23 protein-coding genes and 1 pseudogene are annotated in these 22,919 nt (G+C 38.8%); 16 read left to right on the top strand and 8 right to left on the bottom strand.

Annotated features, from left to right (window positions below):
* Positions 1–2: 2 nt before the first annotated feature.
* Positions 3–641, bottom strand: a complete 639-nt coding sequence (locus KCX82_RS03860) for a TetR/AcrR family transcriptional regulator (RefSeq protein WP_227017128.1) — start codon at positions 639–641, stop codon at positions 3–5.
* 221 nt (positions 642–862) lie between these two features.
* On the opposite strand from KCX82_RS03860, the gene KCX82_RS03855 reads away from it, so the two are divergent.
* From KCX82_RS03855 to KCX82_RS03840, 4 genes are all read left to right on the top strand, one after another.
* Positions 863–1,783 (top strand): putative RNA methyltransferase, encoded by a 921-nt coding sequence (locus KCX82_RS03855; RefSeq protein ID WP_227017127.1) that lies wholly within the window; start codon positions 863–865, stop codon positions 1,781–1,783.
* 86 nt (positions 1,784–1,869) lie between these two features.
* On the top strand, positions 1,870–2,439 hold the full coding sequence (locus tag KCX82_RS03850) for a TetR/AcrR family transcriptional regulator (protein ID WP_227017126.1): 570 nt from the start codon (positions 1,870–1,872) through the stop codon (positions 2,437–2,439).
* 42 nt (positions 2,440–2,481) lie between these two features.
* The gene (locus tag KCX82_RS03845; RefSeq protein WP_227017125.1) at positions 2,482–3,351 is read left to right on the top strand and encodes a 4Fe-4S double cluster binding domain-containing protein; all 870 of its coding nucleotides are present in this window, start codon (positions 2,482–2,484) and stop codon (positions 3,349–3,351) included.
* Positions 3,352–3,394: 43 nt separating this feature from the next.
* Positions 3,395–3,976: a nitroreductase family protein gene (locus KCX82_RS03840; RefSeq protein ID WP_227017124.1), complete on the top strand. Its 582-nt coding sequence runs from the start codon at positions 3,395–3,397 to the stop codon at positions 3,974–3,976.
* 290 nt (positions 3,977–4,266) lie between these two features.
* Here the strand turns inward: KCX82_RS03840 and KCX82_RS03835 are convergent, their stop codons facing one another.
* Positions 4,267–4,722, bottom strand: coding sequence for a zf-HC2 domain-containing protein (locus tag KCX82_RS03835; RefSeq protein ID WP_227017123.1), 456 nt, complete (start codon positions 4,720–4,722; stop codon positions 4,267–4,269).
* Positions 4,719–5,081, bottom strand: coding sequence for an RNA polymerase sigma factor (locus tag KCX82_RS03830; RefSeq protein WP_227017122.1), 363 nt, complete (start codon positions 5,079–5,081; stop codon positions 4,719–4,721). The genes KCX82_RS03835 and KCX82_RS03830 overlap by 4 nt, the downstream gene beginning before the upstream one ends.
* Positions 5,082–5,359: 278 nt before the next feature.
* On the opposite strand from KCX82_RS03830, the gene KCX82_RS03825 reads away from it, so the two are divergent.
* From KCX82_RS03825 to KCX82_RS03800, 7 genes and pseudogenes are all read left to right on the top strand, one after another.
* The gene (locus KCX82_RS03825; RefSeq protein ID WP_227017121.1) at positions 5,360–5,971 is read left to right on the top strand and encodes a TetR/AcrR family transcriptional regulator; all 612 of its coding nucleotides are present in this window, start codon (positions 5,360–5,362) and stop codon (positions 5,969–5,971) included.
* 15 nt (positions 5,972–5,986) lie between these two features.
* Positions 5,987–8,344, top strand: a complete 2,358-nt coding sequence (locus KCX82_RS03820) for a PEP/pyruvate-binding domain-containing protein (RefSeq protein WP_227017120.1) — start codon at positions 5,987–5,989, stop codon at positions 8,342–8,344.
* A gap of 52 nt (positions 8,345–8,396) precedes the next feature.
* Positions 8,397–8,558, top strand: coding sequence for a hypothetical protein (locus KCX82_RS03815; RefSeq protein ID WP_227017119.1), 162 nt, complete (start codon positions 8,397–8,399; stop codon positions 8,556–8,558).
* Between the two features lie 127 nt (positions 8,559–8,685).
* Positions 8,686–8,958: pseudogene (locus KCX82_RS23330) on the top strand (helix-turn-helix transcriptional regulator); the annotation flags it as partial.
* 30 nt (positions 8,959–8,988) lie between these two features.
* The gene (locus tag KCX82_RS23325; RefSeq protein ID WP_465250621.1) at positions 8,989–9,213 is read left to right on the top strand and encodes an AbrB/MazE/SpoVT family DNA-binding domain-containing protein; all 225 of its coding nucleotides are present in this window, start codon (positions 8,989–8,991) and stop codon (positions 9,211–9,213) included.
* Entirely contained in the window at positions 9,210–9,941 is a 732-nt protein-coding gene (locus KCX82_RS03805) for an ABC transporter ATP-binding protein (RefSeq protein WP_227017117.1), read from the top strand. The genes KCX82_RS23325 and KCX82_RS03805 overlap by 4 nt, the downstream gene beginning before the upstream one ends.
* Complete coding sequence (locus KCX82_RS03800) at positions 9,941–10,678, top strand: ABC transporter permease (RefSeq protein ID WP_227017116.1); 738 nt, start codon at positions 9,941–9,943, stop codon at positions 10,676–10,678. The genes KCX82_RS03805 and KCX82_RS03800 overlap by 1 nt, the downstream gene beginning before the upstream one ends.
* Before the next feature lie 111 nt (positions 10,679–10,789).
* Here KCX82_RS03800 and KCX82_RS03795 read toward each other — a convergent pair whose 3' ends face one another.
* Positions 10,790–11,254 (bottom strand): SRPBCC family protein, encoded by a 465-nt coding sequence (locus tag KCX82_RS03795; protein ID WP_227017115.1) that lies wholly within the window; start codon positions 11,252–11,254, stop codon positions 10,790–10,792.
* A gap of 242 nt (positions 11,255–11,496) precedes the next feature.
* On the opposite strand from KCX82_RS03795, the gene KCX82_RS03790 reads away from it, so the two are divergent.
* Positions 11,497–12,873: a L,D-transpeptidase family protein gene (locus KCX82_RS03790; RefSeq protein ID WP_227017114.1), complete on the top strand. Its 1,377-nt coding sequence runs from the start codon at positions 11,497–11,499 to the stop codon at positions 12,871–12,873.
* A gap of 87 nt (positions 12,874–12,960) precedes the next feature.
* On the opposite strand, the gene KCX82_RS03785 is transcribed toward KCX82_RS03790, so the two are convergent.
* Together KCX82_RS03785 and KCX82_RS03780 are read right to left on the bottom strand one after the other, a co-directional pair.
* The gene (locus tag KCX82_RS03785; RefSeq protein ID WP_227017113.1) at positions 12,961–13,494 is read right to left on the bottom strand and encodes a cysteine hydrolase family protein; all 534 of its coding nucleotides are present in this window, start codon (positions 13,492–13,494) and stop codon (positions 12,961–12,963) included.
* A 96-nt stretch (positions 13,495–13,590) separates the two neighbouring features.
* On the bottom strand, positions 13,591–14,172 hold the full coding sequence (locus KCX82_RS03780) for a TetR/AcrR family transcriptional regulator (RefSeq protein ID WP_227017112.1): 582 nt from the start codon (positions 14,170–14,172) through the stop codon (positions 13,591–13,593).
* Positions 14,173–14,425: 253 nt separating this feature from the next.
* Between KCX82_RS03780 and KCX82_RS03775 the strand changes: the two genes are divergently transcribed.
* From KCX82_RS03775 to bcp, 4 genes are all read left to right on the top strand, one after another.
* Positions 14,426–16,261, top strand: coding sequence for a thioredoxin domain-containing protein (locus KCX82_RS03775; protein WP_227017111.1), 1,836 nt, complete (start codon positions 14,426–14,428; stop codon positions 16,259–16,261).
* 105 nt (positions 16,262–16,366) lie between these two features.
* A complete protein-coding gene (locus tag KCX82_RS03770; RefSeq protein WP_227017110.1) occupies positions 16,367–17,623 on the top strand; it encodes an HD-GYP domain-containing protein in 1,257 nt (418 codons plus the stop codon).
* Positions 17,620–17,889 (top strand): DUF1294 domain-containing protein, encoded by a 270-nt coding sequence (locus tag KCX82_RS03765; RefSeq protein WP_227017109.1) that lies wholly within the window; start codon positions 17,620–17,622, stop codon positions 17,887–17,889. The genes KCX82_RS03770 and KCX82_RS03765 overlap by 4 nt, the downstream gene beginning before the upstream one ends.
* A gap of 306 nt (positions 17,890–18,195) precedes the next feature.
* On the top strand, positions 18,196–18,654 hold the full coding sequence (bcp, locus tag KCX82_RS03760) for a thioredoxin-dependent thiol peroxidase (RefSeq protein ID WP_227017108.1): 459 nt from the start codon (positions 18,196–18,198) through the stop codon (positions 18,652–18,654).
* A 70-nt stretch (positions 18,655–18,724) separates the two neighbouring features.
* Here bcp and KCX82_RS03755 read toward each other — a convergent pair whose 3' ends face one another.
* Together KCX82_RS03755 and KCX82_RS03750 are read right to left on the bottom strand one after the other, a co-directional pair.
* The gene (locus tag KCX82_RS03755; RefSeq protein WP_227017107.1) at positions 18,725–19,288 is read right to left on the bottom strand and encodes a hypothetical protein; all 564 of its coding nucleotides are present in this window, start codon (positions 19,286–19,288) and stop codon (positions 18,725–18,727) included.
* 15 nt (positions 19,289–19,303) lie between these two features.
* Entirely contained in the window at positions 19,304–22,912 is a 3,609-nt protein-coding gene (locus KCX82_RS03750) for a LamG-like jellyroll fold domain-containing protein (RefSeq protein ID WP_227017106.1), read from the bottom strand.
* Positions 22,913–22,919 lie beyond the last annotated feature (7 nt).

Here is a 22,919-nt window from a genome sequence, read left to right as displayed (position 1 = left end):
CCTTATTTTTTATTTTTAGAAATACTGCCTGAAGCCATATTTAAGATCATGACTTCAACATAATAATCGATGAGCCTTGCCTGCTGCTCTTGGTCGATGTCCTTTTCGATAATGAGCTTGATAATCAATCCGAAGGTGGAAGCGGCAATGAGCTGGGCAGTGAGCTCTATGGTGCTGTCGCTTGCATCCTGATTCGGATACATTTCCTTCAGACATTGAGAAAGAACTTTTAAAGCCGGTTTTTTTGCAGAAGCTCCTTGGAACATGGATGAAGTGAACTGCAAAGAGGCCGGTGAGCCGGAAAGCTGGACCTGTTTATATTCCTCAGGCATCTTCAAAGCCGTTTCGATGTAATTTTTTGTAAGTAATTTTAACTTTTCCTCGGGATCTCCTGAAGCTGCATCTGCGGAGACCAGTGCCGACATGATTTTCTGATACCCTCTGGACATCAGCTGATTTAAGATATCCTCTTTATCTTTGAAATAGTGATAGATGATGGCCGGAGAATATTCCATTTGGTTTGCGATCTTGCGGATGGAAAGCTTTTCGATTCCTTCCGCCGCAATGATATCTCCCGCTGTTCTGATGATCAGCTCCCGCATTTCTTCCTTTTCGCGATCTCTGCGTTCTTCTATAGTCATGTTAATTGCCTCCTGTGATTGTAAACGGTGTTAGGTTATTGAACACTGTTCAATATGTAATATATTCCAATGGCTAGAAATTGTCAAGGAATAAAATAAAAAAATTTTTTGTTTTTAATTAAGTGGTACATACCCCCAGGATTGAAATTCCAAAGGGTCTATGTTATGATGAACTCGATACGGAAAAGATGGCAATAAGAGGTGACAGTCATATGAATCAAATGCTGAAAAAGAAAGACAGAATCAGTAAATTAATTATGGAGAACAAAGGAATCCTGAAATGCCCTCTCTGCGGAAAGCAGATGCAGATTCAGGCATCCTCCAGTTTGACTTGTAAATCAAAGCATTGCTTTGACTTGTCTAAAAAAGGCTATCTGAATTTACTGACATCGCATTATGATGCGGTGTATTCCAAAGACTTATTTGAAGCAAGACATCAGGTATGCAGAGCCGGATTCTTTGATCCCCTGATGGACGTTCTGGAAGAAATCATAAAGAAGCATCAGCATAAAGTCGGAGACAGGAAACTTGCTGTCTTTGATGCAGGTTGCGGTGAAGGCTCCCACCTTTCCAGCCTTACACGGCGGCTTGTGGCAGCGGATGAGGGAAAATCCACGGAGAAAGAAACCGGGAAGAAAGAATATTTTTTTGCCGGTGCTGATATTTCAAAGGAAAGCATTCATATCGCAGCAGGAAGTGATGGGGGAGATATCCTGTGGTGTGTAGCCGATCTGGCTAAGCTGCCTTTTCATAACGGAAGCTTTGACGTGATTCTGAATATTCTCTCTCCGGCGAATTACCTTGAATTCACACGGGTTCTCCGCAATGACGGGATCATCGTAAAGGTATTTCCGGACTCCCGGTACCTGATGGAACTAAGAAATATACTGTATCATGGAAAAGAGAATATTTCCTATTCAAATGATAGGATGGTCGATTACTTTGCTCAGAAGCTCACCGTAACAGATACCCGTAAGATAACCTATTCTTTCGAAATTTCCAGGGAGCTTTTTCCTCAATTGATGAAAATGACACCACTGACCTGGGGAGCGGATGAGGCAAGACTGGAAGTTCGGGATTTTGAAATGCCGACTCATATTACGGTGGATCTGACCGTTATGACGGGCATAATGAAAGAATAATTTCATTGCTTGACAAAATAAATTTTTTTATATTAAAATTGTACCAACCGGTAGGTAAAAGAATGTCGCTGAAAGGAGGCGGTGTTATGTCTCAAAAACGTCAGGAAATTATTAAAATAGCAGCAGCTTTAATTGAATCAAAAGGATATGAAAATACGAAGCTGAGCGACATCTTAGAAGCGGCCGCTATTGGAAAAGGCCAATTTTACCATTACTTTTCATCGAAGCATGAACTTGGATTAGAGGTTTTGGATTACTTTTATGAAATATTTGACAGAGAAGTTCTTGAGGGCATTTTAAGCTCGAAAAAGAGCCCGGAAGCCAAAATAAACGAAATGCTCCAATGGGTTCTTGAGAATCATACCTCCAAACAAGCTCGATGCGGCTGCATATTCGGCAATATCGCGCTGGAATTGAGTGAACATGATCCGGCTTTCTCTAAAAAAGTAAGAGAGGTATTTGATAAATGGATCGATAAACTCAGCATCGTTCTTGAGGAGATGGCACGGGGAAAGGAAGGTTCCTCTTGTGTCGAAGTTGCGCAGGGTGTCGTGGCCTTGATTGAAGGGGGAATTATGATCATGAAAAACAAACAGGATATCAAGGTGCTGGAAGACATTTTAACCCTGGCCAGGCGTATGATTGCCACTAGTTAAAACAAAATAAACTGGGATAGTCAGAAAGATATGGAGGAAAATATGAATACGACAAAAGTGGAAGTGAGCAAAATCATTACGAATGCGGTGAAATCATCCGGGTTGAATAATTTTCACAGCCTTGACCTGCCGGATGAACCCATGTGGAACTTGCCTATGATAGGATTTGCGTCAGGCAGTGACGAACTCTTCCGTTTTTATAAAGAGCATATCGGTGACTTTTATTGGTCGCCTTCCGAAGCCTTTTCGCTGAAATACCACGATGACACGGTAACGGATGAGGACTTGACAGTAATCAGCTTTGGATTCGCACAAACAGCAGAAACCAAAATGGTTCAGAAGCAGGCGGAAGGGATGCCGAGCCTCAGATGGATTGTCACCAGAGGAGAGTGGGAACCTTTTATCTATGATGTATGCGAAAGAGTTCTAAAGGAGTTGGAAAAGAAGGGAATCAGAGCCGTTGCCATTGATCTGCTTCCGGAATGGAGCCGGATGACTTCCGAAAAATTGGGAATCGCTTCCAAATGGTCCCACAGGCATACTGCCTATGCTGCAGGACTGGGCACTTTCGGCTTATCTGATGGTCTGATCACAAGGCAGGGAAAAGCCATGCGGTTTTGCACCATCATTATAGAAGGACGTCTGCCGGCGGATCAACGGACTTACCAAAGCCATTACGAGTGGTGTAAGTTTTATGCCGATGGAACCTGCGGCGCCTGTATTCAAAGGTGTCCGGTAAATGCCATAACGAAGGAAGGCCATGACAAAGATGTCTGCAGTGCTTTTCTGCAGAAATTAAAGAATGAAATCGGACCGGATATCCTTACCAAGAGCAGCTATATTTCCGGGTGCGGATTGTGCCAATCCAGGGTTCCGTGCCAAGATAAAGTACCGGTAAGAGTCAAAGAATAATCATATAAATAAAATCTATAATACATTCAAAAGGGAGAATCATATGAATCAGATATTGGAAAATATTATGACAAGAAGAAGCATCCGAAAATTTCGTTCCGAACAAATAACGGACCAGGAACTACAGGATATCCTTCTGGCAGGAAGCTATGCTCCTTCCGGGATGGGGCTGCAAACCTGGAAGTTTACTGCGATCCAGGGGCGGGATGCGATGCAGAAAGTGAATGAATCCATAAGGCAGGCTTTGCTGTCCATTCCGGTTACAGCGGAAACACATCCCTATGTGGCCAGCTTGATTGAGAAGGCAAAGGATGAGACTGCCGATTTTTTATATCATGCACCAACCTATATCATTGTATCGAATCTGAAAGACAGCGGAAATGCGATGCCGGATTCCGCATTGGCCATCGGCAATATGATGCTGGCGGCGCACTCCCTTGGAGTCGGATCCTGCTGGCTGAATCAATTGCCCGGATTGACCCATATGCCGGTGATCCGACAGCTTTTAAATGAACTGGACATTCCGGAAAATCATATCATCTATGGTACGGTTGTTCTGGGGTATCCGGCTGATGAACCAAACCCCGCAGCACCCAGAAAGGATGTCATCAATATTATTCGTTGATGTGTTTACAATTTACGGCTGGAGCTTCATATCACCCATTATGAACTTTTCGGACTTTGGGACGCGGACAGCTCCAAAGAAGATCTTTTTCATCAATTTGGGATTATGAGGGATGATTACTCGCCAAAACCTGCGTACGAAACATTTAAGAAATTAATACAGGAGCTTTGGCTGCTGAGAAATAATAAAACAAGGAAGCTGTTCTCTTTTGATAAGAAATTTGATGGATAAACGAACAGGATGCGACTCTCGGAAGGAAGAGCCGCATTCTTTGTTTTGAATATCCTTTGCTAAAAAAGATGCAAATCATATTTAAGCAGCAAATAAATCCCCAATGCGGCAAAGACAATGATTGTACCAATCGCTTTTCCCATAAAAAATCTGTTCATTCTGTTACCTCCCTTTAGATCATATTTGAATATCAGTATTCCTGCCAAAAGGATACTCAAAATAATTATTAATATTGGAATGAAGTTGGAAGACACGCTATTGTTCAATATCATCCCAATAGAAGCACCTGCTAATAATAATGCCGATGCGATAAACAGAAGCTTTTTTCTGATTGAAGATATCACTTTTATATCATCTATTTTTGTTTCTTTTGGTAAAGCATCATTTTCAAATTCAAGGAGGCAGCTTTCACAACTTTTCAGATGTTCTGATACCAGTCTTATGCTATCCTCACTTGCAACATGGTCCTTTACAAGCGGGATTAGATCCAATATAATATTGCATGCTATTTTCAAATGAATTCCTCCTTTTTTAAAATGGACTTTTTCGTTTCAAGCAATTCCATGACCCTGTTTGCTAATAATTTTGCATTCATGGTATCCACTATATTGTCAGCCACATAAAATTCTAGAAGGTCATTATATTCTATGGCAGACTTGTCTTTCCGTAAATTTTGCAGCCATACATGACGGGCAATCCCAAACAGCCATGTTTTAACCGATGAATTCTCCTTGAAATTGCCTATAGAATAGATCGCCCTCACAAATGTCTCTGAGAGCAAATCTTCTGAAAGGGCAGGATTCTGGGTAATACTCAACAAATACTGATAAATGTCCTTTTTATATGTAAAATACAGCTTCTCTATTTGTTTCATCTAAATCCTCCTTTCTTTTAATTAGTCGCATAAAATTAAAAAATATTACATTATTTATAAAAATATTTTTTCTCCTGCTGGAACTTCCGCGAGATTTGCAGGTAAATATATTTTATATATTTTGATGTTACGTTCCAAAGAATACGTACTAATGTTCGGGAGAGAATAAAAGGAAACTATACCAAGAAATATTAATAAAAAACATATTGACCGATGGTCAATAAAATGTTAATCTCATACTAACCGACGGTCAGCATAAGATGAAGGAGGTACTACTCATGCCGTTACAACTTTATGATAAAGAAAAAATTTTGGACGCTTGTTTTCATGTGTTTGCCCGATATGGATACGCGAATACTTCAACTACAATGCTCGCGGAGGCGGCCGGCATATCCAAAGCACTGGTCTTTCACCATTTTAAAAGCAAAAAAGAGTTGTATCTCAGCGTTTTGGATCGATGCATAGAAAAAGGAAGGATCGAAATGGGTTTTGACACACTGTTGGAACACCAGGACTTTTTCGAAACAAAAGAAAAATTCAGCATCATTAAATTTCATTATTACAAAAAAAATCCTGGCTTAATGAAAATTATGAGAGAAGCTTTTTACACAACACCGATTGAACTTAAAATAGAGATTCAAGAAAAGTATGGAATGCTGCTTGCCGATAATGAAAAAGAGTGGGAACTGTTATTTGAAAAGGTTCCCCTCAGAGAGGGCGTGGTTCGTGAGCAGGCTTTCCGATTAGTCATGCTAACGCTGGATTATTTCGATAACAAATTTTTATTGGAATTAGATCATAACGATGACTTGGAAGAAACGTATCTTCGGGAGTTTCTCGAAGATAGGAACAGTTTTCTTTCTATGATTCGATTTGGAATTGAAAAGTAAAGAGGGTGTGCTTTTATGATAGATATGGTAAAAAGCTTTAAAGAGTTGACTCCTGAGCTTCAAGCTATTGCAGGAGGAAAAGGCGGTATGTTGGCCAGAATGTATCAGGGCGGATATCCGGTACCGGAAGGCTTTGTCGTTTTGCCATCGGCTTTTCAAGGAGAAACGCTGAATAACGAAGCATGGGATGAGATCCTTCACTTTTTGAACAAAATCAGAAGGAACAATGAAGGAGCGCTCTTTGCAGTACGGTCCTCTGCTTTAAGCGAAGATTCGGTCCAGGCCTCCTTTGCGGGTGAATTTGAGACTGTTCTCAATGTGAAAACGGATGACAAGGTTCTGGAGGCCATCTATACGGTTCTCCAATCAAGACAATCGGAGAGGGTAAAAGTATACAGCACCGTTCAAGGTATTGACCAATCTCATCAAATTGCTGTCGTTGTTCAGTTGATGGTACCCTCAGAAATCTCAGGGGTATTGTTCACTGCCGATCCGATAACGGGCAGTTATACAAGCATGATAGGCAATTATGTACATGGACTGGGAGAACAGCTTGTTTCCGGAGAAGCAAATGCGCAGGACTTCAGATTAAACAGACCGAAGGGAAAATATGACGGTCCTGATGAGTTTAAGAAATATGCCGATAATCTGTATCAATATGCAGCAAAGCTTGAGAAGGAATTGGGAAGTTCTCAGGATATCGAGTGGGCTGTAGCCGGGGGAAAACTGTACCTTTTGCAGGCAAGACCGATAACCACTTTGACAACGGGTAATTTAGATACCTATGAAATAAACGAAAGCTTAGCAGGAGATGCTCTTTGGGTAAATACAAATGTAGGAGAGGCAATCCCTGATGTTGTTTCGCCGCTTACATGGAGTATCGTAAGAAGCCTGGACAATGAAATTAGTTTTGTTCCCGGATATTATCTATGGTCAGGCAATATTTGCGGAAGAATATACTCAAATATCAGTCAAAGATTATCTGCCATTACCGCATTGTATGGGAATGCAAAAATAGGTTTTAAAATTCTTGGTGAAATATTTGGTCAGGTGCCGGAAGGATTAACGATTCCTGTCTATCCTTTTTCAAAGATGGAGTTACTAAAAGTAATAATACCGAGGATTCAATATTATCTAGGGAATTTTAAAAAAATCTCCAAAGATATGTCACGGTATATTGAAAGAACACCGGATTGGTGCAGTGAAACAACTGAAAAAATTAGAAAAATAAATACGAAGGAAGAACTGCTGACTCTATGGAAGCATGAACTAGAGCCTTATAATACGAAGGCCTGGTGGGGGCTGATAGCCAGCGGTACCAAAGCCGTTCTTGCTCTGACCTTGAGCAAGAAGCTTACAAAGCTGGTGGGTACCGAAGATGCCAACACTCTTTTGTCCAACCTCAGGGGGGATTCTGAGCTGGAAAGCCTCGGGCCGGTTATCGGCATCTCGAAGGTGATCAAAGAAGAAATGAGCCGTGAGAAATACTTGATAAAGTACGGGCATAGGGGGCCTCATGAGTTTGAGCTATCGATACCGGATCCCTCTGAAGATAGGAACTGGCTGGAAAAGCAGATTGAGGAATTTCAAGAGTTGAATACTGATGCGGAAGAACTTCTAAAGAAGCAGCATATTCAATATGAGGCGGCTTGGAAGAGATTCCAGGTGCGTTTTCCGAATAAAGTAAAATGGCTTGAGAAGCAAATGTCAAAAGCATCGGCCGGTGCTCGTGTCCGAGAAGCAGCCCGTTCAGAGTTCGTAAGGGTATTTAGAGTGATTCGTACCTTTGCAATGAAGACGGGAGAGCTTACAGGAATCGGAAATGATGTATTTTTTCTCTACATGAATGAAGTAGAGGATCTCCTGGCTGACAGAGACGTGAAATTAATGCATATTCCGGTAAGAAAAGAAAACTATGAAAAGTACAAGGCGCTGCCGCCATTCCCATCCGTGATTCGGGGACGCTTCAATCCTTTGGAATGGATAAAGGATCCCAACCGAAGAATGGACTTCTATGATTCAACCATGCCGATTGTCAATGGATCTGAATCTGAGATGCTCAAAGGTTTTGCCGGAGCAGCGGGCAGAGTAGAAGGTACGGTGCGTATTCTGGCAGCCCCCGAAGAAGGCGAAACACTTCGACCAGGGGAAATTTTAGTTGCAACAACCACCAATGTCGGATGGACCCCTCTTTTCCCGAAAGCGGCAGCGGTGATAACCGACGTAGGCGCACCCTTATCCCATGCGGCCATAGTTGCCAGAGAACTTGGGATTCCTGCCGTTGTGGGATGCGGGAATGCAACATTACGACTTAAAACAGGAGATAGAGTTCTGGTTGATGGCGGACAGGGAACTGTGCTTATCTTGGAATAATGTAGTCTATTGAATATCTAATGGAATAGTGAAAAAGATGATGAAGTAAAAGATGATTTTAGAGGCTATTCTTGCAAATAGTAAAAGTGATGATTTTAGCAGCAAAATTACTTTTGAAGGTATGGATGCTATAAGCAAGGAATTTGATGAATGCACTTCAGTTTGTATCCGTCATTCTTATGGTGATCGGGTTGTTCGGAGTCTCATAAAATAAAACTTGATAAATAGGGCTAAAGTAGTATTTTCTATTTTGGGTATAATACTAGAAAAATCAACTAACAAAAAAAAGAATGTATCAATTAATAAAATAGATACATTCTTTTTGTATTAAATTAAAATAAATGAAAACCCAAAGTAACATTGTGTGTTATCTTTGGTTGGTAGATTATTCGGTAAATTATTGTACAATGGTTATAAGGGATGTGAAAAGTATGATAAGTATAAATTTAAAAAAATTAAGAAAAACGCGTAGATATACACAAGAAGAAGTTGCTGAAAAAGTCGGTGTTTCAAGACAAGCTGTTATGAAATGGGAAAACGGAGAAACAGTACCGGATATCAATAATTGTATGGCTTTGGCAGAATTATATGGAGTGGCATTGGATGATCTGGTAAATTATTCGAATGACAAGGGAGAAATAGGTATTCCGCCAAAGGGGAAACACATATTTGGACTAGTAAAGGTTGGAGAACGAGGACAAATTGTGATTCCTAAAAAAGCCAGAGAGATATTTAACATTTGTCCCGGAGACAGCTTATTGGTTCTCGGCGATGAGGCGCAGGGAATTGCAATCATGAAAAACGAGAATTTCCTGCAGTTTGCACAGGAAATTTTTAATGCACAGGAATACAAGGAGGAAGATGAATGATTGCTATACAAACAACGAATTTAACAAAGAAATTCCAAGATAAGACCGCTGTGAATTCTCTCGATATTTCTATTGATCAAGGTGAACTTTTTGCTTTGCTCGGAGTGAATGGAGCAGGTAAAACTACAACAATAAAGATGTTGACTTGCCTTAGCAAACCTACAAACGGCGATGCAATTCTCCTTGGCAACAGTATTGTCTCCAATCCTCATGCAGTAAAAGAAAAGATTAATGTTTCACCGCAGGAAACTGCTGTGGCTCGCAATTTATCTGTTAAAGAGAATCTTGAATTAATTGCCCAAATATACGGCCTCGGCAAGAAAGCTGTAGATATAAAAGTGGAGGAGATGCTTACAACTTTTAGTCTTACAGAAGTGTCCAAAGATAAAGCAAAAACTTTATCCGGAGGAATGCAGAGGCGACTCAGTATTGCCATGGCACTTATTTCGAACCCACAGATACTTTTTCTTGATGAACCTACTCTGGGACTTGATGTTATTGCAAGGCGGGAGCTGTGGGCTGCTATTGAGAAATTAAAAGGAAGTATTACCATCATTCTCACTACTCACTATATGGAGGAAGCAGAAGCACTTTCGGATAGAATCGGTATTATGTCGAAAGGCAAATTAAAGGCGGTTGGAACGGTATCAGAATTGATGGCGAAGACGGAAACCAAAACACTCGAGGATGCCTTTGTTTCACTAGGTACCAAAGGGGAGGTAAATTGATGAGATTGTTAGCATTTGCTACACGTAACAGCAAAGAGATTCTTAGAGATCCTTTGAATTTGGCATTTGGTATAGGTTTTCCATTGGTTATATTATTACTGCTATCTGCCATTCAAGCCAATATAGAAGTTGAAATGTTTGTCATTGATAAACTTATTCCGGGAATAACAGTTTTCGGTCTTTCCTTTATCTCGATATTCTCTGGAATGTTAATAGCGAAAGACAGAGACACCTCATTTTTGATGCGGTTGTTCACAGCTCCACTTTCTGCCTCTGATTACATCATGGGATACACACTTCCGCTACTACCCATGGCGATTCTTCAACTTGTCATAAGTTTTATTGCCGCATTCTTCTTTGGATTAACAGTAAATGCCAATGTTTTGCTGTCTTTTATTGTACTTATGCCAACAGCTGTACTATTTATTGGAATTGGATTGTTAGCAGGAAGTATATTTAATGAAAAGCAGGTGAGCAGTATCTGTGGAGCACTCTTGATTAATCTCAGCGCATGGTTGAGTGGTACATGGTTTGATTTAAATCTGATTGGCGGTTGGTTCAAAGGAATTGCCTATGCGCTTCCATTTGCTCACGCTGTGGATGCGGGCAGAGCTGCCATTTCCGGAGACTATTTATCAATTTTACCACATCTTTGGTGGGTAATTGGATATGCGGTTGTCATAATGGTGATTGCGGTTATTGTATTCAGAAAGAAGATGAGCAGTGACAAATCATAGTTTATAATGAAATTAGAATTCATATAACATTCAAGTAAAATAAAGGATGCTACTTTTGATTTTAGTAGTATCCTTTATTTTTCAGAGTATACTAAATTATTATATTGCACATTAACGATGAGAAAACTTCATCAACCTATCCTCCAGTTGAGCAAGAACCAGAGGCCATGCCTGTTCATGCCTGTCCTTCGATTCTTCATCTGGAAACCCTGCATGATTTAATCGTAATACTGTTCCACTCTCAACCTTTTTTAATTCCACAGTCACAACCGTTTCAGCACCTTTGGTTCCGTCAGCACCCGTTAGCCATGTAAGTTCAACCAGTTGGTCAGGCACAAGTCGAAGAAAACGTCCATAGTGAGGATGACGATTCCCTTCATAGGCTGTTTCAAAGTAAAAAACAGTATTGACTTCCCCTTTCATCAGGACTGAACCTGGTTCTGCAAACCAGAGGTCAAACTGTTCAGTCCAAGCACGGTACAATACATTGGTTGGAAATGACATCGTCCGCTCTACAGAAAGACTAAATGGTCGTAATGATAAATCAGGAACACAAACTGGTATTGTTGCCTTCATAGGTTAATCTCCTTTAATGTAAATTGTTTATCGTACAAATAATATATTTTAAAATTAAAATGCACTTATCTATTCATTATAAAATATTTAATATTTGTTATAAATAATAGGATGGATAAAAATTGAAATAAATATCATTATTCGGAGTAATAAACTTTCATTTTTAATTATAAAATTATACGTATTGAATGCAATTAATTTGTATATAGTTTTAAAAAAAGGAAAAGTGCAATAATATGTTTGTGAATAAGGAGTTCATAAGGAAATATATTTTTAAATCAATAATAATTACATTAATTATGATTCTATTTTTAGTTACTGTATTCTTTAAAACTCACTTCTATCCTGGTACAGTAATAAATGGAGTCGTAAATGTATCCTGGCTGACTACAAAGGCTGCAGATGAAAAGTTGAATAACTGGGCGGCCTCTTATACATTGGCCCTGCATGAAAGGGGCAATATTGAGGAACAGATTAAAGGAACTGAAATCGGACTGAAATTCGATAGGGTATATGGAAGCTATTCACTTAAAAAGGAGCAGAATAGAACATTATGGTTTATTTCATTTTTTAACAGAGATGTCCTCAATATCGGTAATGTATTTACATATGATGAAAACTTATTACAGGAACGATATAGTAAACTCAACTGTGTTGACAATTCTAATGTAGTTGAACCAAAGAACGCTACACTTAAATACTCAAATGGCAGCTACTATATCGTAAAAGAAGTATATGGAAATAAAGTGAATGATGCATTGTTATATTCTTGTATTAAAAACGCTGTAATAAATGGAGAATCAGAACTGGACCTAGATAAATTAAAATGTTACGAGAACCCAACGATCAAATCGGATTCAGAGATGGTTAAAAATACGAAAGCTGTTGTGGAACATTACATAACTTCAGAAATCATCTATACTTATGCTGGCGGCAGTGAAGTTGTCGATGAGAATGTAATCAGTAATTGGATTGAGTTTGACACAGATTTGAATGTAATTATCAATAAAGTTAAAATTAAGGAATTTTTAAAAACACTTGCAGTTCACTACGATACTTGTGGTAAAGTGCGTGATTTTGTCACATCAACAGGGACTAGAATCAAAATTGGCGGCGGTGATTATGGATGGAAGGTTGATGTCAATCAGGAAACTGCAGAGCTAATTGAGGACATAATGAGTAGAAGGACAATCATAAAAGAACCTAAGTACAGTCAAAAAGGAGCATTTCATAATGGAAATGATATAGGCTATACTTATGTTGAAATTGACCTGTCAAAGCAGCATTTGTGGTTTTACAATTCTGGAATCCTTATCGCAAATGGGAATGTGGTTACAGGGGATATATATGATGGTTACAAAACCCCTGAAGGAATCTATAGTCTCAAGTATAAAGTAACAAATACAGTTTTAAAAGGAGAGAACTATAGCGCGATTGTATCATACTGGATGCCGTTTAATAATAATATCGGCATTCATGATGCAACATGGAGAACTGAGTTTGGAAGAGATATCTATTTAACAAGGGGTTCCCATGGCTGTATTAATGTTCCTTTTTGGTTAGCTGAGAAAATATACAATAATATCTCTGTCGGAACACCTATAATTTGCTATTATTGAGTAGAAAGCATCCGGGAATAGCTTGTACTAAAACCTATAAAAAACTCATATTATGAAAGAGAACTATTCCACCTCAATTTCGGAGAACTATTCCATCTCAATTTCGGAAACGGGTTTGACTTGAGCAAACTGGGATAAAATGCTGTTATGATGAGCAATAATCTGCTTAGCTAAAAGCAAATCCGAGTCAAAAGTACTGTGGCAATCGGCCGCTAATTCAATATTAAATCCGTGTGAAAAAGCACTTTTACAGGTTGTATCAACACAAAATTCTGTTTGTATACCACAAAGTACAATATTCTTTATTCCCTGTTGGTTCAATAATGTTTCCAATTTTGTTTGTAAAAAAGAATCCGCATAGTATTTTACAACCAGTTTATCCCTCTCCTGAGGTGCAATTTCTGGATGTACCTGCCAAAGGGGTTGGCCTTCTGCTCTTGGTGATTCTCCCTTTTCAGTATACATCACATAGTAAATCGGAGCATCAGCGTTTCGTGCTTTTTCAATGAGTTGTTTTGTATTAGCTATCAAAACCTCTTCCGTATATAGAGTTTTACCGCCGTAGTCCTTCCAAATAAAGGGCATAATCTGCATATCAATAATAACAAGCGCTTTTTTCATTTATTCCATCTCCTCAATCTATCCAGTTATTTGCCGAAATAATAAAAGTGTTGAGTTCGTTCCCACTTCTGCATATCAATTTGTTCAAATGTGAAATTATTTGTCATTGCAAACCACCATTTCATATATAATTTGTAATTGTTCTTCTAGCATAGTCTCAGTGAAAGACACTACTGCAGAGGAGAGTCTGAGTCCTTCCAGGAAAATAACGATATGTCTTGCTGTTTCTTCTGAATCACAATTTCTAAGCTCATGTTGTGATTGGCCATACTTTATTAATTTTGCAAGAGTATCAACTGCTGAAGAAAATCGCTTATCCATATAATCTTTTTGCTCTGCCTCAGTGGTGCAAAACTCATAAACAGCAATTGACAGCCGTCCTATACCATTTTTTATTTCCTGTTTTTGTTTCTTTATAAAGTAGATGAACACTTGCTTTGCAGGTATCCTGTTTGAAATAGCTTTATCCAGCTCTGCTGAAGAATTTTCCCTATCAAAATTCAACATTTCAATGAAAATTTCCTTCGTTGAAGCAAAATGACGATAGAGCCCTCCTCGGCTAAGTCCACTTCTTTCGCAGAAGTCTTTCATAGTCACAGCTGAATAACCTTTTTCTGAAAAAAGTTCTTTCGCTGTATTTAATAATGCTGTTCTTGTCATATCTCCCTTTTTTATCATTTGTTTCTCCTTATTTCACAATAAGCGACATCGGTGTCTCTTATTATTATGCGACATAACTGTCGCTTTGTCAATGGGTATGGTGAAATAAATAATTCAAGATTAATTGATACATCTAAATTATGAATCATCATATTCCTATTTACATAGGAAATATCAAAACACATCAAAAAGAATACAAAGATTTCGTTTGGAGAAAATAGATAAGTAATCTGTTATTAATAATTTGAATAAAATAAGGAAGTGATGTCCTATGACAAAGAATAGAGAAACTAATCGATTAATCCATGAGAAATCACCATATTTATTACAGCACGCCCATAATCCTGTAGACTGGTTTCCCTGGGGGGAGGAGGCTTTCCAAAAGGCCCAAAAAGAGGATAAGCCCGTGTTTTTATCCATTGGCTATAGCACATGCCATTGGTGCCATGTAATGGCTCATGAATCCTTTGAGGATAATGATGTGGCACAAGCTTTAAATAAGGACTTTGTTTCCATAAAAGTGGATAAGGAGGAAAGGCCGGATATTGATGCGGTCTATATGACAGTTTGCCAAGCGGTAACCGGTCGCGGAGGATGGCCCCTTACCATCATCATGTCTCCGAACCAGAAGCCGTTCTTTGCCGGTACCTATTTCCCTAAAACCAAACATTATCAAATACCGGGGCTTTTGGATATTTTATCGGCTGTGACTGAGGAATGGAAAAAGAACCGAAGGGATTTGGAGGAAACCGGCGACAAAATTATTCAGGCATTAAACAAGGCCGAAGGAGAGGAGAAAGGAATTCACTGGGATACCGAAGCAGGCTTTGCTGCAAGAAGAATGGTCACCGAAGCAAAAGAACTGTTTCAAAGCAGTTTTGATGAGAAGTACGGCGGATTTGGAGAAAGTCCCAAGTTCCCGTCTCCCCACAATCTGATGTTTCTATTACGGTGCTATAAGCTGGAAAAAGATGAATCGGCTCTGTATATGGTAGAAAAGACACTGCGTTATATGTATCGAGGAGGTATTTTCGATCATATCGGTTTCGGATTTTCACGCTATTCCACCGACAATAAATGGCTGGTGCCCCATTTTGAGAAGATGCTGTACGACAACGCTTTACTGGCGATAATCTATTTGGAAACCTTTCAAATAACAGAAAAAGAAATTTATAGAATGATTGCAGCCAAAACTCTGGATTATATTCTGAGAGAAATGACTGACAGTGAGGGAGGCTTTTATTCGGCACAGGATGCCGACAGTGAGGGGATCGAAGGGAAATATTATGTTTTTGACCCTGCGGAAACCATCAGACTTCTGGGGGAAGAAGACGGAGCCTACTTCAATGAATACTTTGATATTTCAGAACGGCCGAATTTCGAAGAAGGCAGTATCCCCAATTTGATAAAAAACGAATTATACGAGCAGAATGATTCCAAAATTGATGATCTGATAAAAAAAGTTTATGAATACCGGCTGACAAGAACCATGCTGCACAAGGATGACAAACAGCTGACATCCTGGAATTCTCTGATGATCGTTGCCTTTGCCAAGGCTTACAAAGCTTTAAATGATGATAAATATCTGCAGGCAGCTGAAAAGGCGGCGGCATTTATATCTAATTCACTTTCCAAGGAAAATGGAAAGCTTTTTGTTCGATACAGAGAAGGGGAAGCCGCAGGAGACGGGACCCTGGACGACTATGCATTTTTTATCTGGGCCTTGTTGGAAATCTATGAAGCAAATTATAATAGCAATTATCTGGATCAGGCAATAAAACTTAGTAAAATCATGCAAAAACAGTTTTGGGATGAAAAGTCAGGAGGTTTCTTTTTAACCGACAAGGATGCAGAAGGGTTGATTTACCGGCCGAAAGAAACTTATGACGGTGCCGTTCCATCGGGAAACTCCGCCGCATGTTATGTTTTGATAAAATTAAGCAAGCTAACCGGAATGCAGGAGCCAAAGGAGCTCGCAAACAAACAGCTAGGCTTTCTGATGAAACATGTCGCAGGTTACCCCGCAGGGCACAGCTTTGCTTTAATGGCTTTTATGATGGAGTATTATACGGAAAGCTTTTTATGTGAAAACGGGGTTTGTTCATAAAGAGAACTGATAATTTAATAAATACATTGCGGTTTTTGTTATTTTTTGTCGTTTTTATGATATACTGTTGCTAGTTTTACTGAAAATTGGCAGGAGATAGCAAGAATGAAGGATTTTAATATCAGCAGCGTACTTTCTATTTTGTCCAGAGCTTTGGATTGCATTGACGAAAGACTCATTGACCACGGAAATAGGGTAGCTTATATGGTTTATAAAATGATGCAGGCTGATGGAAGTTATAGCGACGAAGATATGAGAGAAATTTGCATCACAACGGCATTGCATGACATCGGAGCCTTTAAAACCGAAGAGATTGACAATATGGCTGTCTTTGAATCGATGGATGTTTGGGAGCATTCTATCTATGGATATTTGTTCATAAAAAATATGACGCCGCTTAGAAAGTGGGCTGAGCTTGTACTGTATCATCATTTGGATTTTGAAAAATACCCCAGTATCGAGAGTGAAATCCTGAAGCTGGCTGATATGATTCACCTGTCAGACAGAATGGATATCGTTTTATACAGCAGAGAAATTTTAATCAACGCTGATTTCTTTAGCATTTATCAAAGCAATAAGTTCAGCAAAGATGTAATCAGCTTGTTTTTGGAAGCAAACAGGAAATATGAAATTGAAAAGCATATCCGGGATGGCTCCTATATGAAGGAATTGCAATCATTTGTATCTGAGATGGATTACGATGAGAACACCTTGCTGGACTATATCAAAATGATTGCATATTCCATCGACTTTCGTAGTGAAACTACAGTCAGCCATGTAATCACGACAGTAAGTATCAGTGTCGCTTTAGGAATCATATTTGGGCTGGATGAAGAAGAACTAAAAAAAATTCGTCTGGGAGCATATATTCATGATATCGGTAAAATTGCAACTCCGTTAGAAATTTTGGAGAAACCGGGCAGCCTTACTAATGATGAGCTGATCATCATGCGAAATCATATCGTCGATACCAAGAAAATTCTGGAGGGAAGGATCAGCAGCGAAATATTGGAGATTGCTTACCGTCACCATGAGAAAATGGATGGCAGCGGCTATCCTGAGTGCCTTATGGGTGAGGAACTGACCTTAAGTGAAAGAATTGTTGCGGTAGCTGATATTATGAGTGCCTTAACTGGAAAACGAAGCTATAAGGATAGTTTTGACAAAGAGACCGTAATTGACATTTTAAGACGTCAGGGAGAGAAAGGAAAACTCTGCGGCGATGTTGTGCAGGCCGCCATTGTGTTTTATGATTCCATTATGAAGCGGGCCAATGACAACAGTAAAAAGACCTTTGAAATGTATCGCAATATACGGCAGGAGTTTGATGATAAACTGAATCGGGTAGGTGCTTGGGTATGAAGTACGCAATTTACATATTAGCAGGATGGAACCTTATTACTTTTCTTATTATGGGTTTAGACAAATATAAATCCAGTCATGGAAAGTGGAGGATCAGCGAACAGACCCTTCTAAACTGTTCCTTTGCCATGGGAGGCCTCGGGTGCCTTCTCGGCGCCTTGATCTTTCATCATAAAACATCAAAGTGGAAATTCAGGATCTTTCTGCCCATTGGGCTTCTCTTTAATTTATCTGTCATTTATTTAATTTGGTATTATATATTATAGGGAAGAGTGCTGGGGTTTGAGGAACAGACGAGAACGCCGGCCTTTTTATTTGATCATAACTTTTGCTTCCAATCAGAGAAAAGGGAAGGCGTGCTTGAAAAGCTTCCTGAGATTATGTTTTAAGAATAGAAAAACGTTTTACTAATTTGCTCGGGGGTTTGCCGGAGGGTTTTCTACTCAAAGTGATATACCTAGTGTTTAGCAGAATGGAAATGAGGGTATCCAAATTCCATGAAATTACTGGCCGCAGCGAGCCATTAAGTATGGGAAAGCGACAATGCGATTAAAAGATTGGAGGAAAGTAAGATGTTAAAAGAAGGAACGAAAGCACCTGATTTCACATTAAATGATAAGGATGGAAAGCCGGTAAGTTTATCAGATTTTTTAGGCAAGAAGGTCGTGGTGTATTTTTATCCCAAGGATAATACGCCTGGCTGCACAAGACAAGCCTGTGCCTTCAAAGAGGCTTATGACGGCTTCAAGGCAGAGGATATTGCAGTCATAGGCATCAGTAAAGACAGCACCCAATCCCACCAGAAATTTGCGGACAAGTACGAGCTCCCTTTCATTCTGTTATCGGATCCTGAATTGGACGTCATCAAGGCTTTTGATGTCTGGAAGGAGAAAAAAATGTATGGCAAGACCTCCTTCGGCGTGGTCCGGTCCACCTTTATCATCGATGAGACCGGAACCATCATCAAAGTATTCGAGAAGGCCAAGCCGGATACCAATGCCTATGATATATTGGAGTTTTTGGGGAAGTAGGGAAGAGAACGATCCTATAAGTAAGGGAGCATGTAGATCTATGCTCCCTAATAATAGGTAGCTCTGCCCACTAATTCTCTGTACTTGAGCCTGTATTTGAAACCATCTTATTCTGTTCATCAATTTCAGCTTGTGATGTATATGTAATAGAAAATGACTTAATACTCCTCAAATCCTTATACAGAGCAATTAGCGTAATTCCGCAACTACAGGTAGGATTCAAAGTCATTACATGACCTTCAATGCTTAAACCTTCAATGCCAACCTCTGGGATAAAAACTGTTTCAGATTTTACGTCTATAAACTTATTGAATAAGGTTCTGCCAACACATCTTAACTGCTGTTCAATCGGCTGTTGTCCTTCTGTAAACTGATAATCACTAATACCTAGCAATTCTATACTTATAATCTCATCCTTAACAATTGGAAGGGCGTGGTTAGGGGTTATACCACGCCTTCTGCAATCAGTATCTATAGCATTTCTAATTTCCCCATAGCATTTTTCTACTATTTCTTGAGGGGGTAGGTTATCTGTGTTTTTTATTTCCCAATCAATGGGGATTTCATTGCTTATAAAATATATATGAAGCCCATTTTGAATCGGGATTACTTTTGTTATTTGAACCTGTTCCAAACGATCACCATCCTTTTATACATTGGACATGGTTAAAAGATTGTTTTTAAGTGATAATGATTCTGCTTTGATCCATGCGTCGGAACGCTGAGCGGTGCTTATTCTAGTTTCTCCCACAACACCACTAAAATAATTTCCTGAGTTATTTTGGCTCCCTACATGTATCGATGCCGTTGAAGTAGGTGATGAAGTGAGCGTATTTGCAACGACAATTTTTCCCTGTAAGGCCGAGTCTAGAAATAATTTAGCATTATTCGCATTGGAGCTTCCATCATAAGATACCGCAGATACGTACGTTACGTTCTGTGTGAGAGTTGCTACCGTATTTACACGCAACAAGTTTGCAGTATAATTATTACGCAGTAAGAATTCAAATGTATTAGTGTCTCGTATATCAATTGCCCATCCATTATATGGAGAGACGTTTATCATCTTACTAAATGGCGTCACGAACTTATTTAGTTCATTGAGTTTGAGTACGGTCAGCAACGTAAACGTATCTGTCCTCTCGAAATTAGCTATACCAGTGCCGAAATTAACCGTAGAATTTGTACCATTAAAGCTTCTAGCTTTACCAAACTCTGTGTTAATTATAGTCGTTCCCGTCGCTGTTCCGTTATTGCCGTTTCCGGTAGCATCTACTAAAGTATCTCCCATATGTTGAATCATGGCATAGTTTTGGTCATAGATGGTGTCGAAGTTTGTACAGAAGACTACGTCGGGGCCGTCTATTTCAAATTTGTTAGGTGGGGTGAAATTTGTTGTGTGCGGGGCACTACCTTTTTCTACTCTTACACCGAGTATGTAACCGGTAAATAGTGACGAATTATTACCATTTTGACCTATCATTATACTGGCTGATGAATTATTTAAAACAATAGAACCAATACTTGTACTATGTTTTACAACGCCATCAATGGATAGATATAGGTACGAACCACTTCGCCCAACCTCGATATCATGTAAATTAGAATCAACCTCACAACCAGATACACCGCCAACAGTATATGCTGTACCTCCTGCGTATACGTATAATTTTGCTAATTTACTACTATTAATTTCAAATGCAAACGTACTAGTTGAATTTGTCCCAGTATATTGTGCCAAAATAGTGCCGTACGTTGCTTGGTTTGTAACCTTTGCAGAAATTTTAAAATCTCCACTACCAAAATTCCAATCATCACTGTCAGTTAGTGTGAAATAATCCCCATTCCCGTCAAAGTGGGCACTTCTAGCACCATCGGCATGGGCAGTTTTAACAGGTTTTACATTACCGTATGTTGTAAGGGATTTTCCTGCTTCGTCTTTAAAAAGAGTCTCAAGCCACATCTCCTTTACCGTTGAGGTTATTGTAGTACCTGCGTTACAGTTTGAGAATATGATGTAGTACTCACCAGAATAACTGCTGATATCAACCTCATGTATAATATCTGTACCAGATATCTGTGGCAGGGCTACTAATGTGGCTGTGGTGTTATCAGTATTTATATCATTAAATATAACTCGCCTTAGTCCTGTCGTTGTAGAATCGTATTTGATTTTTAGTTTTGCGTAAGGCGTCAGGTTTATCTTATTATTAGTGGTTATACCTGCTTGTGTATTATTTGTGCTCGAGGTAATGGTATAATTATTCCCATTCTTCGTTACGGTACCCAAGCCCCAGCTACCTTCTGTAAATGCAGGCATGACTTTTATTCCACCAGTAAAATCTACAAATTCATCCCCACGCTTGTACATATAGCTAGTATCACCACCATCAAAGTGTATCAGCAGTTTGGTATATTTATCTACTGTGTAAGGTTTGGTCTCTGTGATATAATTACCCATATGTCTAGCTATGTTACTCAATCGTAATTCATCAATATAACCATTAAAATAATTACCATTATATTCTCCAGATCTACCTATACTTAATGCATATGAACTACTATTTATAGTTACACCAGCTACATTAACAGATCCAACACTATCACCATCAACAAATAAAGTCAGAATATTATTATATCTTTCTAGCGCTATATCATAGTTTTTATTTATATCCGTATATGTGGCACTTGTAGTTATTAAATACGCCGTGCTACCTTGTCTAACCTGTGCAGTTATTGTATTGTTTGCATTAAATTCTATAATATATGAAATAGTTGATACCGTAAGACCCGAATTGCATTGTCCAATAAATGATTGTAGAGTTCCTATTGTGGCACGTCTAAGTGTTATGTCTATACAAAAATCGCTATTACCTACATTAAAGTCTGTATGTACAGGTATACTTATATAATCTCCACTACCATCAAAATATCCAGCTTTCCCAAACTTAGCAACATTCGGGACTAGCTTTACATTACCATTATAGGTAATTGGTTTTCCTGTCTGATCCTGCCATGCTTCTATACTGGTATTATAGGTGTTTTCGTTACCAAACCACATATAAAATTCAGTATCAGTTAAAGATGAGACTTTTGGGATAAGGATGTTGTAGGTTGCTTGGTATGCTATCGGCTCCATCATTTCTATCTCTAGAACTCTCCAATCATAACCACTAGTCAGATTGGCATTTGCAAGCAATCTCCAATACGAATGCGTACCAAAGGAATCGAGGTTTACTATAGATGCTACGGTGGTTGATGTCACCCATGTATATACGGAAGTCCAATTGGTTCCATTATCAGAATACTGTATGATATGACTAGATAATGAGTTGGTGCTACCATATGGGACAAGCCTAATTCTTCTTATCTCTCTCGGTTCACTAAATTGATATCCTATATAGGCATTTCCACTAAGTAAACTATAAGAAGTAGCCGACCTCCAAAATGTAGTTGTTTCAACATTATCATATGCCTTACTCGGGGGGTCGCTAGCCCCACTTGCGGATGAGATAGGTGTACCATTAGTACATAAATCTACAGAATATTCTGACGGGATATGCTCCTTTCTCTCAAACTTCAAAAAGTTAAGGTTCTTATCAGTGAAACGTATATCACTTCCGTCTGGTTTACATTGTGAAAAATTAAAATTAGCTGGAATAATAAGTTGATACTCCATCATTTCAATTTCTGCTACTTTAAAATAATAACCATTATCAATATTTCCAGATGCAAGACATCTCCAATATCTCTTTGGAGAAGATGATATTATTTCAAAAGTCTGTACTGCGGTAGATGTTTTTGATGGTGTTAATAATTGAATATCTACCCATATTGCACCATCATCGGAACTTTGAAGTTTTATGGAGTCTGGATTTCCAGCAGAAGTAGATACTGCGTATTGAAATTTTATTTTTCTAATGTGTTTTGGAATTACAAAATCATACCCAATATATGCTTTATTTATTACATTTCCAACATCTACTTGAGATGACTGCCAATAAGTTCCTGATAAATTATCAAAAGCATTAATTGGAGATGAACCACTGTATGTACCACCAGATATAGCAGTACCACCTATACATAAATCTTCAGTATAATCATAAATATCGTTACCATTTAAATAAACCGTACATGGAAAATTAACCATGTCTTCATCTATACTATTAGCTGGAATTGTAATTTTCTTGCCATACTTCCAACCATCTAGCATTAGCCTACTTTGAGATGATATTGAACCGAATTTTGTTAATAACATTCAATCA

This window comes from Sinanaerobacter chloroacetimidivorans (assembly GCF_018128545.1).
Classification (GTDB): domain Bacteria; phylum Bacillota; class Clostridia; order Peptostreptococcales; family Anaerovoracaceae; genus Sinanaerobacter; species Sinanaerobacter chloroacetimidivorans.
Note: the sequence above shows the minus strand (reverse complement) of the source record. Positions and strands in the feature narration are given on the sequence as shown.